Source organism: Streptomyces sp. NPDC020490, assembly GCF_044335305.1.
GTDB lineage: Bacteria > Actinomycetota > Actinomycetes > Streptomycetales > Streptomycetaceae > Streptomyces.
The window spans coordinates 265,865-282,396 of the sequence record NZ_JBIRUY010000003.1; the positions used below are offsets into that span (position 1 = coordinate 265,865).

General features: G+C 72.2%; 14 protein-coding genes. 5 read left to right on the top strand and 9 right to left on the bottom strand.

From position 1 onward, the window contains the following. Position 1 precedes the first annotated feature (1 nt). The 4 genes from ACH4ZX_RS06070 to ACH4ZX_RS06085 all read right to left on the bottom strand — a co-directional run bounded on the left by ACH4ZX_RS06070 (position 2) and on the right by ACH4ZX_RS06085 (position 3,361). Positions 2 to 427, bottom strand: a complete 426-nt coding sequence (locus ACH4ZX_RS06070; RefSeq protein WP_398268182.1) for a TadE/TadG family type IV pilus assembly protein — start codon at positions 425 to 427, stop codon at positions 2 to 4. Further along, positions 424 to 1,677, bottom strand: coding sequence for a CpaE family protein (locus ACH4ZX_RS06075; RefSeq protein ID WP_398268185.1), 1,254 nt, complete (start codon positions 1,675 to 1,677; stop codon positions 424 to 426). The genes ACH4ZX_RS06070 and ACH4ZX_RS06075 overlap by 4 nt, the downstream gene beginning before the upstream one ends. Before the next feature lie 9 nt (positions 1,678 to 1,686). Next, positions 1,687 to 2,394, bottom strand: coding sequence for a Flp pilus assembly protein CpaB (gene cpaB / locus ACH4ZX_RS06080; RefSeq protein ID WP_360742156.1), 708 nt, complete (start codon positions 2,392 to 2,394; stop codon positions 1,687 to 1,689). Positions 2,395 to 2,518: 124 nt separating this feature from the next. Next, positions 2,519 to 3,361 (bottom strand): hypothetical protein, encoded by an 843-nt coding sequence (locus ACH4ZX_RS06085; protein ID WP_398268188.1) that lies wholly within the window; start codon positions 3,359 to 3,361, stop codon positions 2,519 to 2,521. 395 nt (positions 3,362 to 3,756) lie between these two features. Here ACH4ZX_RS06085 and ACH4ZX_RS06090 point away from each other — a divergent pair, with 395 nt between their 5' ends. Then, positions 3,757 to 5,448: a chitinase gene (locus ACH4ZX_RS06090; protein WP_398268190.1), complete on the top strand. Its 1,692-nt coding sequence runs from the start codon at positions 3,757 to 3,759 to the stop codon at positions 5,446 to 5,448. 61 nt (positions 5,449 to 5,509) lie between these two features. On the opposite strand, the gene ACH4ZX_RS06095 is transcribed toward ACH4ZX_RS06090, so the two are convergent. Beyond that, entirely contained in the window at positions 5,510 to 6,835 is a 1,326-nt protein-coding gene (locus ACH4ZX_RS06095) for an Nramp family divalent metal transporter (RefSeq protein WP_398268193.1), read from the bottom strand. Between the two features lie 219 nt (positions 6,836 to 7,054). Between ACH4ZX_RS06095 and ACH4ZX_RS06100 the strand changes: the two genes are divergently transcribed. After that, on the top strand, positions 7,055 to 8,392 hold the full coding sequence (locus tag ACH4ZX_RS06100; protein WP_398268196.1) for a M14 family metallopeptidase: 1,338 nt from the start codon (positions 7,055 to 7,057) through the stop codon (positions 8,390 to 8,392). A gap of 42 nt (positions 8,393 to 8,434) precedes the next feature. On the opposite strand, the gene ACH4ZX_RS06105 is transcribed toward ACH4ZX_RS06100, so the two are convergent. Next, on the bottom strand, positions 8,435 to 8,992 hold the full coding sequence (locus ACH4ZX_RS06105) for a hypothetical protein (RefSeq protein WP_398268199.1): 558 nt from the start codon (positions 8,990 to 8,992) through the stop codon (positions 8,435 to 8,437). Between the two features lie 168 nt (positions 8,993 to 9,160). Between ACH4ZX_RS06105 and ACH4ZX_RS06110 the strand changes: the two genes are divergently transcribed. Together ACH4ZX_RS06110 and ACH4ZX_RS06115 are read left to right on the top strand one after the other, a co-directional pair. Continuing rightward, positions 9,161 to 10,438 (top strand): amino acid deaminase, encoded by a 1,278-nt coding sequence (locus tag ACH4ZX_RS06110; RefSeq protein ID WP_398268202.1) that lies wholly within the window; start codon positions 9,161 to 9,163, stop codon positions 10,436 to 10,438. A gap of 60 nt (positions 10,439 to 10,498) precedes the next feature. Continuing rightward, complete coding sequence (locus tag ACH4ZX_RS06115; RefSeq protein WP_398268204.1) at positions 10,499 to 12,109, top strand: amidohydrolase family protein; 1,611 nt, start codon at positions 10,499 to 10,501, stop codon at positions 12,107 to 12,109. A gap of 18 nt (positions 12,110 to 12,127) precedes the next feature. Here ACH4ZX_RS06115 and ACH4ZX_RS06120 read toward each other — a convergent pair whose 3' ends face one another. From ACH4ZX_RS06120 to ACH4ZX_RS06130, 3 genes are all read right to left on the bottom strand, one after another. Beyond that, positions 12,128 to 12,973, bottom strand: a complete 846-nt coding sequence (locus ACH4ZX_RS06120) for a serine protease (RefSeq protein WP_398268207.1) — start codon at positions 12,971 to 12,973, stop codon at positions 12,128 to 12,130. Positions 12,974 to 13,177: 204 nt separating this feature from the next. After that, positions 13,178 to 13,405 (bottom strand): hypothetical protein, encoded by a 228-nt coding sequence (locus ACH4ZX_RS06125; RefSeq protein WP_398268210.1) that lies wholly within the window; start codon positions 13,403 to 13,405, stop codon positions 13,178 to 13,180. A gap of 804 nt (positions 13,406 to 14,209) precedes the next feature. Continuing rightward, complete coding sequence (locus ACH4ZX_RS06130) at positions 14,210 to 15,103, bottom strand: hypothetical protein (RefSeq protein WP_398268213.1); 894 nt, start codon at positions 15,101 to 15,103, stop codon at positions 14,210 to 14,212. Between the two features lie 126 nt (positions 15,104 to 15,229). Here ACH4ZX_RS06130 and ACH4ZX_RS06135 point away from each other — a divergent pair, with 126 nt between their 5' ends. After that, on the top strand, positions 15,230 to 16,441 hold the full coding sequence (locus ACH4ZX_RS06135) for a pyridoxal phosphate-dependent aminotransferase (protein ID WP_360742185.1): 1,212 nt from the start codon (positions 15,230 to 15,232) through the stop codon (positions 16,439 to 16,441). Positions 16,442 to 16,532: the final 91 nt, after the last annotated feature.

Genomic DNA, 16,532 nt, shown 5'->3' on the forward strand with positions numbered 1-16,532 from the left:
CTCAGTGCGTCGCCTCCTCGACCGCGCCCGCGTGCCCCTGCACGGTGAACGGGAAGCTGACCGTGCCCGGGAAGAGGATGGGGACCTCGATACGGACGTCCGCGGTGACATAGCCGCCCCCGGCGCCGCACCGCACGTCCGCACCCCCCTGCCACGCGCCCGACAGGTCCTTCAGGCCCGCCTCGGCGCACCTGGCCTGCATGTCCCCCTCGGCGGCGGTCCCCGCCCGTACCGCTTCGTCGGCAGCATTCCCCGCGAGCGTCCACGTGTACCCCACCAGCACGAGCTGCCACAGCACCACCAGCGTGATGAGGATCGTCGGCGTCATGCCGAGGAACTCGACGGTGACCTGGCCGCTGTCCCGTCCTCGGTCCCGCCCTCCGCCCTCTTTCCTGTCCTCTCTGCGCGGGTCCGTCCGCATCCTCATCCCCCTGCCTCCCTGCGGCGCCGGAAGCTCACCGATCCCCGGTCGCCCCGCAGCCGTCCGCCCCTCTGGGCGCCCTCCGCGGGCTTGACCAGGCCCAGTTCGCCGGCCAGGCCCCACAGTGCCTGCTTGACCGCGCCCTTGCTGTCCAGCTCGTGGATGCGGCCCGCGTCCACCGCGCCCTGGAGTTCCTTGAAGTTGGCGGGGATCGCGATCCCGGCGACCGCCGTGCCGGTGATCTTCTGGATGAGCGGCGGCTGGATCTCCGTGGCGCGGGTGTGCCGGTTGACGACCACCGTCGTCTCCTCCGCCTTGCGGATCTGCAGCCGGTCCCACATCCGCACCGTCCGCTTGGCGCCGCGGACGGCGACCACGTCCGGGGTCGTGACGAGCAGGGCCCGGTCGGCCATCTCCACCGCGGCCGCGCCGGCGCCGCCCAGTTGGGCGCCGCAGTCGATGACGACGACCTCGTAGCGGGAGCGCAGCGCGCTGACGATCTGACGGGCGGCCCGGTCGGTGACCTCCTCGCCGCGTTCGCCCTCGCCGGGGGCGAGCAGCAGCGCGACGCCCGTGTCGTGGCGGAAGACCGCGTCCGCCAGCACCCGCGGCGAGATGTCGGTGATAGCGGCCAGGTCCACCACCGACCGGCGGAACTGCACGTCCAGGTACGACGCCACGTCCCCGGTCTGCAGATCCATGTCCACCAGCACGGTGCCGCGTCCCGACGCCTGTGCCGCGAGCGCCAGCTGGATCGCCACCAGCGTCGCCCCGACCCCGCCCTTGGCGCCGCTGACGGTGACGACGGTGCCGCCGACGCCGGTGAACACGTCGCCGGCGCTGCCCAGATGGCGCCGTACGCCGACCGACCACTGGGCCACCGCCTGCACCCGGCTCGCCAGTTCCTCGTAGCTGAGCGGGAGGGCGACCAGGCCGCGCGCGCCGTAGTCCATCGCCGCCTGGAACAGCCCCGGACTGGCGTCCGAGGTGACCAGGATGACGCCCACCGCCGGGAAGCGCAGTGCCACTTCGCGGATGAGCTCGAGGGCCGGGACGGGGCCGATCCGCTCGTGCACGACCACGACCTCGGGCAGTTCGTCGATCGACTCGGCGGCCAGCCGGGCGAGGGTGTCGACGAGCTGGGTGGAGTCGACGACCGGGGCCACCGGTTCGGCGTCCGGGAGCTGGCTGAGCAGGGTCGTGATGGACCGGACGGCGTCCGCGTCGCCGACTGCCGGGAGGATCCTCGTGGGCATGCGGGCCTCTCACTTGTCCTTCGCGAGCTGGTACGTGCGGTCGCGGTCGGGGACCGTCGTGTCGCTGCCCGGCGCGACCAGCGCGAGCCGGACCCGCTGGGCGAACGACTCGGCGTAGGTGATGCGCTGGGCGTCGAGGGTGGAGAGCGCGAAGGTGATCGGGACGGCGTCGGTGGGCTGCCGGTTCTTGCTGCTCTCGGTGGGATCGAGCGCGGTGATCCGGCCGACGTCCAGGACCTTGGCGTTCGTCACGATGATCTTGGACTGCGCGGGGTCGCCGTCCCGCTCGCCCGCGAAGGTGGCGTACACGTTGACCGTCGAACCGGGCGTGATCTTCCCCGCCACGCCGGTCGCCGCGTCGATCATGATGGCGACCTCCTGCTGCCCCGGCTGCAGGGCGGGCTGGTCCACGATCATGTCCCGCTGGAGCAGGGATCCCGCGCGCAGGGTCGTCACGGCGATCTTGCCCCGGATGTCGCGCAGGTCGGTGACCGCGGTGTCGGACAGCCAGCGTTCGGGCATCTTGATCTTCTCGAACTGGCCCGTGTTCAACTGGGTGTAGGGCGCCACCTCGGACTTGACCTGGTAGGCCGTGACCTCGGGGCCGACCTTGGACTTCACGTCGCTGATGACGGACAGGACACCGGCGAACGCGCCGAGGGCGCAGACGACCGACAGGAGCAGGAGCAGCACGCCGCGGCGCTGACGGGAGTTCATGAACCGTACAACCTCATCGGGGATATCGGTCGAGCGGAATCGAATGACGTGCGGGGTGTGAGCGGCCGGTCCGGGAGCGGACGGGCGGGACACGAGTCCCGTGCGGCGCCCCGGTGTTCAGTCCTCATCCGGCGGGGATCTGGTTCTCGTGGTACGGCGATGTGGCAGAGCAGAAGACGCACCGGTCGCCGATGACGTCGATCCCGCACCAGTGGCAGGTGCCCTGCCGCACCGACGTGACCAGCTGGTACAGCACCGACAGGTCGGGCAGGTAGGCGGCGAACTCGATCAGCTTGCCGGTCCCCCACCAGACCGCGGACTCGGCCGGCGCGGCGGTCTCCCTGAGTCCTTGGACGTTCCAGTCCTTGGCGAGGGTTCCGGCGACCCAGTCGGACTGGAGCTGGCCCTTGGCGACGAGCATCCAGGTGCCGAACTCCGGTCCGGACAGGGTGGCTCCGGGGCCGATCCTCACCAGCTGCGGCTCCGGATGGGCCAGCACGCCGAACTGGCTGCCCGGCACCCAGGACTTGGCGTGCGACTTCAGACCGACGGGGACGCGGTCGAGCCGGGCGACGGAACCGAGCAGCGCCCCGGCGTGGATGTAGTGGGTGAGCAGCCGGCCGGCCGAGGCGAGCACGCCGGGGCTGAGGTCGCAGGATGCCAGCTGCCGCAACTGGCGGGCCAGGACCGCGAGTCCGAGCGGCGGCAGGTCGGGCCGGAACAGGGCGATACGGTCGCTCTCGAGGAGGGAGCGGATCGTGTGCAGCCGTCGCTCCACGCCGCGGGAGACGGCCTGCGAGCACACGACGACGACGTGCCCGTGCTGGTCGATCAGGCCCTGCATCCCGGCCAGCGCCTGCTCCAGCGGCTGTCGGTCCAGGTCCTGCAGGACGACGGCGGGCAGGGTCCGTTCGTCCTGCGGTGGCAGCGCCATGTCGGCACTGGTCACGGCAATGGCAGTTGGCACGCGCAGCTCCCCGTGTTACGCCTGTCGATCCACCGGGGTTACGCCGGTACACCGAGATGACTTCACTGCGTGACTACCTCAGCACTGTATCCACGCCTCCGTGGCCGGAGAACAGCGATTCCGTAGCTGACGGGCAACTGTCCGCTCGCAAGACACGCCAAACCAGGGCACGTTGAGCATCTCGCCGGTCCCCTCGCCCCGCCGGGTCTCGAATTTGGGTCCGCATTTGGGCCCCCGGGCCCATGCGGTGGGCCCACGCGGCTTCGGGGCCGGGTACCTCCGCCCCGGACCCACGCCGCCCCGGGGCGGGGCACCGCAGCCAAGGACACCGCCAGGAGCGAGAGATTTGGTCTGGACCTATTGACAGGCCGATTGGTCTGGACCAACTTGTTGTCATGTCCCCACACATCAGATCGGCACGGCTCTGGTCAGGAGCCGTCACAGCCGCCCTCGCCCTGTGCCTCACCGGCACCGGCCAGGCGTCCGCAGCGGACGTGAACAACGCCAGGAACTCCGGGTTCGAGTCCGGCCTGAGCGACTGGACCTGTTCGGCGGGGAGCGGAACCACCGTCTCCTCGCCGGTCCACGGCGGCTCCGCCGCGCTCAAGGCGACGCCCGCCGGGCTGGACAACGCCCGGTGCGCCCAGACCGTGGCCGTGCAGCCGGGCACGACGTACACCCTGAGCGCCTGGGTCCAGGGCGGGTACGCCTACCTGGGCGTCACCGGCACCGGCAGCACGGACGTGTCGACGTGGACGCCGGACTCCACGAGCTGGAAGCAGCTGTCCACGACCTTCACCACGGGCTCGTCGACCACCTCGGTCACGGTGTACACGCACGGCTGGTACGGGCAGGCGGCCTACTACGCGGACGACGTGTCGGTGTACGGGCCGGACGGGGGCGGCGGCAGCGACCCGGCCCCGACGGTCCCGGCGGCGCCGGGCGGCCTCGCGGTCTCCGGCACCACGTCCTCCTCCGTCTCCCTGGCCTGGAACGCCGTGTCGGGCGCGACCGGGTACAACGTCTACCGGGACGGCACGAAGGTGACGGCGGTGACCGGCACGTCGGCGACGGTGACCGGCCTGGCGGCCGCCACCTCGTACTCCTTCCAGGTCACCGCGACCAACGCGGCGGGCGAGTCGGCCAGGTCCGGCGCGGTCACCGGGACGACGGCGGCGTCGACCGGCACCGGCGGCGGCACCCTGCCCGCGCACGCGGTCACGGGCTACTGGCAGAACTTCGACAACGGCGCGACGGTCCAGAAGATCTCGGACGTGCCGTCCCAGTACGACATCATCGCGGTGGCCTTCGCGGACGCCACGACGACGCCGGGCGCCGTGACCTTCACCCTGGACTCGGCCGGGCTCGGCGGCTACACGGTCGACCAGTTCAAGGCGGACATCAAGGCCAAGCAGGCGGCCGGCAAGAAGGTCATCGTGTCCGTGGGCGGCCAGAACGGCACGGTGTCGGTGCGCGACGCGACGTCGGCGGCGAACTTCGCGGACTCGGTGTACTCGCTGATGCGAACCTACGGCTTCGACGGTGTGGACATCGACCTGGAGAACGGGCTCGACGCCACCTACATGACGCAGGCGCTCAGGGCGCTGTCGGCGAAGGCGGGTCCGTCGCTGATCCTCACGATGGCCCCGCAGACGATCGACATGCAGTCGACGTCGAACGCGTACTTCCAGACGGCGCTGAACGTCAAGGACATCCTCACGGTCGTCAACATGCAGTACTACAACAGCGGTTCGATGCTCGGCTGCGACGGCAAGGTCTACAGCCAGGGCTCGGTGGACTTCCTCACCGCGCTGGCCTGCATCCAGCTCGAGGGCGGTCTCGCCCCGTCCCAGGTGGGTCTCGGCCTGCCCGCCTCCACGCGCGGCGCGGGCAGCGGGTACGTGTCGCCGACGGTGGTGAACAACGCCCTGGACTGCCTGACCAAGCTGACCAACTGCGGCTCCTTCAAGCCGTCGAAGGCGTATCCCGACCTGCGGGGCGCGATGACGTGGTCGACGAACTGGGACGCGGCGAGCGGCAACGCGTGGTCCGGCGCGGTGGGCCCGCACGTGCACGCGCTGCCGTAAGTCCGGCCGGAGACACCGACCGTCCGTGACCCTGATGTGGCGAGCCGGCAGGCCGGAGGGGCTAGAAGAACTCCGACCACGGCTGGTCCCAGATCTGCTTCCCGCACAGCACCAGGAACAGCAGCCCCGCGACGGCCAGCGCGGTGTTGCTCAGCGGGCCGTTGCGCCACTGCCGCGGTGTGCGCGAGGAGTTGAGCAGCCACATCAGGGTCAGCGCCAGGAACGGCAGGAAGGCCGCGCCCAGGACGCCGTAGAGGATGACCAGGCGGAAGGGCTGGCCCTGGAAGAGCAGCACGATCGGCGGGAAGGTGAGCCACAGCAGGTAGGCGCGGAACGGCCAGGAGCGCTCGCGGGCGCCGGAGGCGACCTGCTCGCCGCTCGCCGTGCCCGTCCCCGTCCCGCGGGAGCGCGCGACGAAGTCCGCGAACATCAGGCTGACCCCGTGCCAGACGCCGATCAGCGACGTGAAGGAGGTGGCGAAGAAGCCGATCAGGAAGAACTTGGCCGTCGCGGTGCCGTATTCGGCCGCGAGGATGTCGCCGAGCTGGATCAGGCCCTTGTCGCCGCTCGCGACGGCCACGTGCGCGGAGTGCAGCAGCTCCGCCCCGACGAACAGCATGGCCACGACGAAGACGCCCGTGGTGGCGTAGGCGACGCGGTTGTCCAGCCGCATGACCTTCATCCAGCCGGTGTCGGTCCACCCCTTGGCGTTGACCCAGTAGCCGTACGCGGCGAGCGTGATGGTGCCGCCCACGCCGCCGATCAGGCCGAGGGTGTTCAGGACGGAGTCCTTCTCGTCCGGCAGGACCGGCAGCAGGCCCGCGAAGGCGTCGGCCAGGTTCGGGGCGACCCTGACCGCCAGGTACACCGTCACCAGGAACATGACGCCCACCAGGACCGTCATCACCTTCTCGAACACGGCGTACTTGTTGAACCAGACGAAGACCAGGCCCACCAGCCCGCAGCCGACCGCCCACCACTTCAGGTCCGTCACGCCGGGGAACAGCGCCTGCAGCGGCAGCGCGCTGGACGACATCGCCGCCGCGCCGTAGACGAAGCCCCAGACCACGGCGTAGACGGCGAAGAAGTACGTCGTCCAGCGGCCCAGGCTCGCCCAGCCGTCGAACAGGGTGCGGCCGGTCGACAGGTGCCAGCGGCCCGCCGCCTCGGCGAGGGAGATCTTCACCAGGCAGCCGACGACCGCCGCCCACAGCAGGGTGTAGCCGAAGTTGCTGCCGGCGACGAGCGTGGCCACCAGGTCACCGGCGCCGACGCCGGTCGCGGCGACGACGATGCCCGGGCCGATGTGCCTCCAGCGCGCGCGGGGGACGGGGGCGGGGGTGCCGGCCGTCCGGGTCTCCTCGGTGTTTCCCGTGGTGTCCGCCATGAAGGTCAAGAAAGCTCAAAGCGGGCGGGCAGGCAAGAGGGCGTGCGAGACACGGCCGGATCGCGCGGGGTCCGCCGCACCACCCCTTGGCCCGCTATTGACCTGTCCATGCCATTCATTGACGATGGCGCCACCCGCACAGCACGTCGCTGAACCACCCCCCGGCTCCACTCCCCACGTCCGGCGACCCCGGACTCCCCGGAGAACCAAGGAGATGTCATGCGACTACGTGTACGAGGCACCGGCGCCCGCGGCGGCAGACGCACCGCCGCACTCGCCGGTCTGCTGGCCCTCGCCCTCGCCGCACCCGTCTCGGCGACCGCCGACAGCGCGCACCGCAGGGCCCCCTCGGCCGACGACGTCCGCCAGTACGAGATCCACGTCGACCACAGCACGCCGGTCACCCGCACCGCCATCGCGGCGGCCGGCGTGACCGTCGACGAGGCGGACGAGGAGACGGTGGTCGTCTCCGGGCGGTCCGACCAGATCCGCACGCTGCGGGCGGCCGGGTACGACGTCGCGCCCGTGGGCGCCGTTCCGGACAGGTCCCAGGGCGAGGCGCGGCTGTACGACTTCCCGTCGGCCGACTCGAAGTACCACAACTACGCCGAGACGAACGCCGAGATCGACCAGCGGCTCGCGGCCTACCCGGCCATCATGAGCCGGCGGGTGATCGGCACCTCGTACCAGGGCCGGGACATCGTCGCCATCAAGGTCAGCGACAACGTGGCCACCGACGAGAACGAGCCCGAGGTGCTGTTCACCTTCCACCAGCACGCGCGCGAGCACCTGACCGTGGAGATGGCGCTGTACCTGCTGCGCGAACTCGGGGCGGGCTACGGCAGCGACTCCCGGATCACGGACATGGTGAACAGCCGGGAGATCTGGATCGTCCCGGACCTCAACCCGGACGGCGGCGAGTACGACATCGCGACGGGTTCCTACCGCTCCTGGCGCAAGAACCGCCAGCCCAACTCCGGCTCGTCCTACGTCGGCACGGACCTGAACCGGAACTGGAACTACAAGTGGGGCTGCTGCGGCGGCTCTTCGGGTTCGACGTCGTCGGAGACGTACCGGGGCGCCGCCGCCGAGTCGGCGCCCGAGGTGAAGGTGGTCGCCGACTTCGTACGCAGCCGGGTCGTCGGAGGCAAGCAGCAGATCACCGCGGGGATCGACTTCCACACCTACAGCGAGCTGGTGCTGTGGCCGTTCGGGTACACGTACTCCGACACCACGACCGGGATGACGGCGGACGACTACAACGCCTTCAAGACGGTCGGGCAGAAGATGGCCGCCAGCAACGGCTACACCGCCGAGCAGTCCAGCGACCTGTACATCACCGACGGGTCCATCGACGACTACCTGTGGGGCGTGCACAGGATCTTCTCGTACACCTTCGAGATGTACCCCACGTCGTCCTTGGGCGGCGGCTTCTACCCGCCCGACGAGGTGATCGAGCGGGAGACGTCACGCAACCGGGACGCGGTGCTGCAACTGCTTGAGAACGCCGACTGCATGTACCGGTCGATCGGCAAACAGGCCCAGTACTGCGGCTAGTCGGGCACCCGGCTGCCCGGTCGCCCGGCGCCCGCCCGGCTCTTACTCGGCGTCCTCTTCGAAGTAGGCGTCGAGGACCGCGTCCAGCCGCTCGTCCCACTCCTTGAAACGGCTCCTGGCCGGCGCCTCGATCTCGATCGGGTACCAGCGCCGGTCAGGGGTGTGCACCGTGATGGTGAGCCGCTTGCCGAAGCGGGGGACCGTGGTCTCCACCGCGCCGATCTCGTCCCAGCGGAACTCGCACTCCTGGTCGTCCAGGACGAGGCGGACTCCCTTGCGGTCGGCGACGATCCGGGCCCGGCGGTCGGCGGCCTCGAAGACGGGGCCGCCGGCGGGCTCGTCGCCGTCCGCGGTGCCGTCTCCGTCGGCGGCCTCCCGCTCGGCCGCGCCGGGCTCCACGGACGCCTCGGACGCCTCCGGCTCCGCCGTGTCCTCGACGGCCTCGGTGTCGGCCTCGGCGACGGCGTCCCGGTCCTCGGCCTTCTCCGGCTCGCCGGTCGCGGGCGAGGTGAGCCCGGGGATGAAGGCCGGGTCGAACCCGGCGCCCGTCACGGGCTCGCCCTTCAGGGGCTGGCTGCTCGAACCTATGCGCTGCTCCACAGCGGGCAGTATGGTCGACGATCCTGTGCCGGGGACAGTCAGCCCCGACTTCGTTATCAGACCCCTACACGAACACCGCTCAGCACCGCCGCCACCGCGAACCCGGCACCCGACAGCACCGTTTCGAGCGCCGTCCCCGTCCGGGTGGCGACCGATCAGGGAGGCTCCATGACCGCCGGCAGTCCCTCCGAAGCGCTCGCGCGCCTGGCCGGGGAACGCGTCGACCACCGCTTCAAGGGCCTCCCGCCGGACGCCGACGGCCTGACCGTCGGCGAGCTGGCCGCCCAGCGCCGCAACCTGTTCACCGGCGGTTTCACCACGCCCGTGCTCGCCCTGTCCGCCGAACGCCTGGAGCACAACCTGGCGCTGATGGAGGCGTACGCGGCCCGGCACGGCCTCGCCTTCGCCCCGCACGGCAAGACGTCCATGGCGCCCCAGCTGTTCCACCGGCAGACCGGGCGCGGCGCGTGGGGCATCACGCTGGCGGTGCCGCACCAGGTGCGCGTGGCACGGGCGTTCGGCGTGCGGCGGGTCTTCCTCGCCAACGAGGTCGTCGACCCGGCCGCCCTGCGCTGGATCGCGGCCGAGCAGGACGCCGACCCGGACTTCCGGCTGATCTGCTACGTCGACTCCGTGCGCGGGGTGGAGCTGATGGACACCGCCCTGCGCGGGGCGGCCCGCCCGCTGGAGGTGGTGGTCGAGCTGGCGGCCGGCGCCGGTGCGCGCACCGGCGTGCGGACGGAGGCGGAGTGCGCGGCCGTCGCCGACGCGGTGGCGGCGACGCGGACCCTGCGGCTGGCCGGGGTCGCCGGGTACGAGGGCGAGGTGGAGCGGGCCGACCCGGAGCGGGTGCGGGCGTGGCTGCGGCGGCTGGTCGCGCTCGCCGTCGGCTTCGACCGGGCCGGGCGCTTCGCCGGGCGCGACGAGATCGTCGTCAGCGCGGGCGGCAGCGCCTGGTTCGACGCGGTGGCCGAGGTGTTCGCGGAGATCCCCGGGCTGTCCTCGCCGGTGCTGAAGCTGCTGCGCTCCGGGGCCTACGTCTCGCACGACGACGGCCACTACCGCAGGCTCACCCCCTTCAACCGGGTGCCCGAGGAGGGCGCGCTGGAGCCGGCGTTCCGCCTGTGGGCGCAGGTCGTCTCGCGCCCCACCCCCGACCAGGCCTTCGTCAACGCGGGCAAGCGCGACGCCGCCCACGACCTCGACCTGCCCGTCGCCCAGGTGGTACGCAGGGACGGCGCCGAGCGCCCGGCCGCAGGGATCTCGGTGACCGCGCTGTCCGACCAGCACGCCTGGCTGCGCACGACCGCCGAGGCGGACCTCGAGGTCGGGGACTGGCTGGGCCTGGGCCTGTCCCACCCGTGCACGTCGTTCGACAAGTGGCCGCTGATCCCGGTGGCCGAGGCGGACGGCACGGTCGTCGAGTACATCCGTACGTTCTTCTGAGGCGTACGTTCTTCTGAGGCGTGCGGGGAGTCCGGGGAGTCCGAGGGAGAGGAGCCGGCCGTGGAGGATCTCGTCATCCGGGACGCGGACGTGGTGGACGGCAGCGGTGAACCGTCGTACCGCGCGGACGTGGTGATCGACGACGGCAGGATCGTGTCGATCGTCAAGGAGGCCGCGGCCGCCGGCTGCCAGCGCCCCAAGGCCATGCGGGAACTGGACGCGGAGGGCCTGGTCCTCTCCCCCGGCTTCATCGACATGCACGCGCACAGCGACCTCGCCCTGCTGCGCGACCCCGACCACAGCGCGAAGGCCGCGCAGGGCGTGACCCTGGAGGTGATCGGCCAGGACGGGCTGTCGTACGCGCCCGTCGACGACCGCACGCTCGCCGAGGTGCGCGACGCGATCGCCGGCTGGAACGGCCACGGCGACGACGTCGACTTCGACTGGCGCTCCGTCGGCGAGTACCTGGACCGCCTCGACCGCGGGATCGCCGTCAACGCCGCCTACCTGGTTCCGCAGGGGACGGTGCGCGCGCTCGCCGTCGGCTGGGAGGACCGCGAGGCCACGCCGGAGGAACTGGACCGGATGCGGCGACTGGTCGCGGAGGGCCTGGAGCAGGGCGCGGTCGGCATGTCGTCGGGGCTGACCTACCCGCCCGGCGGGTACGCGAGGGACGCCGAACTGACCGAGCTGTGCCGGGTGGTGGCGTCCCACGGCGGCTACTTCTGCCCGCACCACCGCTCCTACGGGGCGGGCGCGCTGGAGGCGTACGCGGAGATGGTGGCCGTGGCCCGGGAGGCGGGCTGCCCGCTGCATCTGGCGCACGCCACCATGAACTTCGGCGTCAACGAGGGCCGGGCGCCCGAGCTGCTGGCCCTGCTGGACGAGGCGCTGGACGCCGGGGCCGACATCAGCCTCGACAGCTACCCCTACGCCCCGGGCTGCACGACCCTCGCGGCGCTGCTGCCGGGCTGGGCGGGCGAGGGCGGTCCGCGGGAGACCCTGAAGCGGCTGGCGGACGAGGAGACGGCCGAGCGCATCCGGCACCAGCTGGAGGACGTCGGCTCGGACGGCTGCCACGGCGTGCCCGTCGACTGGGACACGGTCGAGGTCTCCGGGGTGCGCGACCCGCGGCTGGCGGGCCATGTGGGCCGCACGGTGCGGCAGTCGGCGGACGCGCGCGGCGAGGCCCCCTGGGCGACCGCCCGCCGCCTGCTGCTGGCGGACGGCCTCGGCACGACGGTCCTGCTCCACGTCGGCCACGAGGAGAACGTGCGGGCCGTCCTGCGCCACCGCGCGCACACCGGCGGCTCCGACGGCGTCCTGCACGGCGCCAGGCCGCACCCGCGCGCCCACGGCACCTTCCCCCGGTATCTGGGCCATTACGTCCGCGAGTTGGGCCTGCTGTCGCTGGAGGAGTGCGTGGCCCACCTCACCTCGCGCCCGGCGGCCCGGCTGCGGCTGCCGGACCGGGGGCTGGTCCGCGAGGGGTTCCGGGCCGACCTGGTCCTGTTCGACCCGCGGACGGTGGCGGCGGGCGCGACCTTCGAGGAGCCGCGCAGGCTGCCGACGGGCATCCCGTACGTGCTGGTCGACGGGCGGTTCGTGATCGAGGACGGCCGGCGCACGGACGTGCTCGCGGGGCGGGCGGTCCGCCGGACTCCGGTGTGACCGCCCGCCGTCGACGCGCTACGGCTTGGGCAGCGTGCACCCGCTCGCGCTCAGGTTGAGCTTGTTGCCGGCGCCGAAGCAGGCCGGGATCTGGTAGGTCTCCTCGGCGTAGTTGATGCCCTGACGGACGGTCACGTTGCCGCTCTCGTCGACCTCGCAGGGGTTGTTCACGGTGCAGGTCTGGCCGTCCTCGTTGCCGGTGTTGTTGACGGCGACGACCTTGCCGGTGGCGTTGTCGACGACGGGCGATCCGGACGTGCCGCCGATGGTGTTGCAGGCGGAGGTGTAGCGGACGGAGTCCTTCCAGGTCCAGTCGCCCTCCTTGAGGCGGTAGACGAAGCCGTCGATGTTGCAGGCGTAGGTCTTCTTCCAGTAGCCGGAGACGACCGTGATGGCGGTCCCGGCGACCGGGTGGGTGTCGTTCAGCGTCAGCGCGCTGATCCCGTACGTGCTCTTGATCTGCGCGTAGGTGGTGGTGAGCTGGTAGATCGTGACGTCCGTGTCGGTCATCGTCGAGTACGCGACCTTGCTGGCGCGCAGCGTGCCGACCCGGGTGGCCGAGGCGTTGAGCAGGCCGAAGCTGCGGCTGGACGCCTGGTCGACGATGACCTCGCCGGGCGCCGGGAACCCGGTCTCCAGGCAGTGGCCGTTGGTGAGCACGAGCGCCGGGTCGGTGTCCGCGGAGTTCGGGAAGCGGATGACCGAGCCGGAGCAGTTGCTGAGCGACACGGTGCCGGCGAAGTTGACGGCCTGGAGGGTGGGCGCGGCGGCGCGCTCGGTGGGCGCCGGTGCCGCGACCGCGGGTGCCGCACCCGCCCCGGCGATCACCAGGGCGAAGAGCGCGGCGCCGAGAGGCTTCTTCATGTGGGGTCCCCTCTTGCGACGGGGCGACCGGAGATCCTCCGGCCGCCCGCGAATTTGTCATGTGCATTGTGAGGGGAGGGGGGCGGATGGGCAAGAAGGTGTTTCCGGCCGCGACTCCGGCCCCCGGGGCAGCGCTCGGGGCGCCCCTCGGGGTGCCCGACGGGCGCCGGGACTTACGGCGGGCGCCGGGACTCGCGGCGGGCGTCAGGACTCCCGGCGGGCCGACGGTGACCCGGCCGCGCCCAGCGTGTCGTCGACTTGCCGGTGGAGCAGCGCCTCGCGGCTCATGGAGACGCGGCTGGAAAAGGACACCGCCGGCCCGAGGTACCGCTCGCGCCTGCGCCGGTCATCCAGGCCCTTGACGCCCGCGTCCCGGTCGAGTCCGCACCGCGGCTCGGCGACCGGCGGGTCGGCCCGGCAGCGGTCCAGCACCCGCGGCCCGCTCCCGGTCGGGGGCCCGCCGCAGGCGCGAGCCCAGGGCTTCCGGCCGCTCGACGAACTCGGCGTTGCGGCCGGGGTGATCACCGCCCCACCGCGCCGTTCAGCGCCGACTGCCGCGACAGCGCCTCCCACGCCGTACTCATGCGCCGGAGCCGGACCGGCGCGAACCGGACCGGCACGGACCGGACCGTCACGAACCGAACCAGCGCGAACCGGACCGGCGCGAAGCGGAGCGCCGCGGACGGCTGACCGGCGGGACCGCCACCGCCGACCGGACCACAGTCAGGCGCGGCCGTCCGGCACAGCGCCACGGTCAGGCCGCCGTCCCCCGCGCGGGGACCGACACGCCGGCTCGGTGCAGACGTAGCGCTCGGGCGGTCGTGCCCGACCGGCACATACCCGCCATCGGGACCACCGGGCCGCGACCGACCGACGCGCCGACCCGGAACCGGCGGCCCGCTCCGGTGGCCGTGCCGATCCCACACAGGCCCCCCCTCGGGACCGCCGGGCCGTTCGGGCGGTGCCGGCGACTCGGCGCAGACGTGCTGTCGGGGCGACCGGGCCGCGACCGACCAATGCGCCGACCCGGAACCGGCGGCCCGCTCCGGTGGCCGTGCCGATCCCACACAGGCCCCCCTCGGGACCGCCGGGCCGTTCGGGCGGTGCCGGCGACTCGGCGCAGACGTGCTGTCGGGGCGACCGGGCCGCTCGGGACGGGGGTGCCGGCTCAGGCACCGGCGTGCCGGCACCGGGGGCGTGGCCGGCGGGAGGGACGGGCGGTGGTTGGGAGGGGGCTCACCTGGGGCCCTTGGTCGCTCCTCTGCCGCGGCCCGGCTTGCCGCCGTTGCCCCGGGCCGGTTCGGTCGTGGTGGCGGCGGACGTGGTCGCGGGCGCCGTGGTGGGGTCCGCGGTGTCGCCGCCGCCCGCGGCGGCGGTCGGGGAGGCGGACTTCTCCGCGGCGGTGGGCGACGGACTCGCGGACGGGTTCGCGTCGCCGGAGCCGGACGACGCGGCGCCGCCGGGCGGCGCGGCGGGTGCGACGGACACCCCGTCCTTCTTCTTCGCCCCCTCCTCCTGGCCCTGCGTCCCCGGCCGCGGACCGTCGGCCGAACCGGAGCCGAGGAGACCGGCGACGACGGCGACCAGCAGCACGCAGGCTCCGCCCACGGCGACCGGGACCCGGCGCGTCGGCCGTCCGTGCCGCCGCGAGCCGCCGACGACCGCCGGCCCGTCGTCCTCCGCGGGCTCACCGGGCTCACCGGGCTCACCGGGCTCACCGGGCCGCGCCGGGTCGGCGTAGCCCACGTACTGCTCGTACTGCTCGAGCACGCCCGGACCGGCCGAGTGACCGTCCGCCGGGTACCCGTCCGCCGGGTACGCGTCCGGCGGGTGCCCGTCCGCCGGATACCCGTCCGCCGGATACCCGTCCGGCGGATACGCGTCCGCCGGGGCGGCGATCACGGGCAGCTCGGCCGTCTGGTCGAACGCGTTCTGCCAGCCGTGGGCGGCCGCCGGATCGGCGTACTCCTCGTAGCGGGGGGCCGAATGGGGCATCGGCTGGTACACGTTCGGCGGCACCTGGGGCTCGTCCATGGCCGGATACGCGCCGTCGCCGCCGTGCGCACCGGTCGCGCCGTTCGCGGCTTGTGCGCCGTGCGCCCCGTTTTCGTGCTGAGGGTGCCAGGACATGGCCGCGCATTGTAGGGACAGGTGGGGCCCGCGGGACAGCCGTAGGCGATAACCGCACAAACCGCCGCGTCTCACGTGGCGGAAAACACGGCCCAAAGGGCGTTACCGGGCCGTAAGCTCCCTGTCATGCAGGTGATCCAGTCGACCAAGCTCGCCAACGTCTGTTACGAGATCCGGGGCCCGGTTCTCGAGGAGGCGATGCGCCTGGAGGCGGCCGGCCACCGCATCCTCAAGCTCAACACGGGCAACCCGGCCGCGTTCGGCTTCGAGTGCCCGCCGGAGATCCTGGAGGACATCCTCCGCAACGTCTCCACGGCCCACGGCTACGGCGACGCCAAGGGCCTGCTGGCGGCCCGCCGCGCGGTCGTCATGCACAACCAGACCCTGGGCATCGAGACGGACGTCGAGCACGTCTTCATCGGCAACGGCGTCTCCGAGCTGATCGTGATGGCGATGCAGGGCCTGCTGGACGACGGCGACGAGGTGCTCGTGCCCGCGCCCGACTACCCGCTGTGGACGGCCGCGGTCTCGCTCGCCGGCGGCACGGCCGTGCACTACCGCTGCGACGAGCAGTCCGACTGGATGCCCGACCTCGCCGACGTGGAGCGGAAGGTCACCGACCGCACCAAGGCGATCGTCATCATCAACCCGAACAACCCGACCGGCGCGGTCTACGAAGAGGCGATGCTCAAGGGCCTGACGGACATCGCCCGCCGCCACAACCTGCTGGTCTGCTCGGACGAGATCTACGACAAGATCCTGTACGACGGCGCCACCCACACGCCCACCGCGAAGATCGCCCCGGACCTGCTCACCCTCACCTTCAACGGCATGTCCAAGGCCTACCGGGTGGCCGGCTACCGGGTCGGCTGGATGGCGATCTCCGGTCCGCGCGCGCACGCCGAGTCCTACATCGAGGGCCTGACGATCCTGGCGAACATGCGCCTGTGCGCGAACATGCCGGGCCAGCACGGGGTCGTGGCCGCCCTCAGCGGGCGCCAGACGATCAACGACCTGGTGCTGCCGGGCGGGCGCCTGAAGGAGCAGCGGGACACGGCGTACGAGCTGCTGACGCAGATCCCGGGGGTGAGCTGCGTGCGGCCGAAGGGCGCGCTGTACCTCTTCCCGCGCCTCGATCCCAAGGTGTTCAAGATCAAGGACGACCGGCGGATGGTGCTGGACCTGCTGCGCCAGGAGAAGATCATGGTCGTCCAGGGCACCGGGTTCAACTGGCCGGAGCCGGACCACTTCCGGGTCGTGACCCTGCCCACGGTGGGTGACCTGCGGGACGCGGTGGGCCGGATCGGCACCTTCCTGGACGGCTACAGCCAGCCCTGAGGCCGCGCAAGAGGACGAACGGCCCTGTTTCCCGAACGGCGCCACTTTAGACGAAATCTAAGCTAGGATGGCTTCCTGTCAGCGCGCAGGA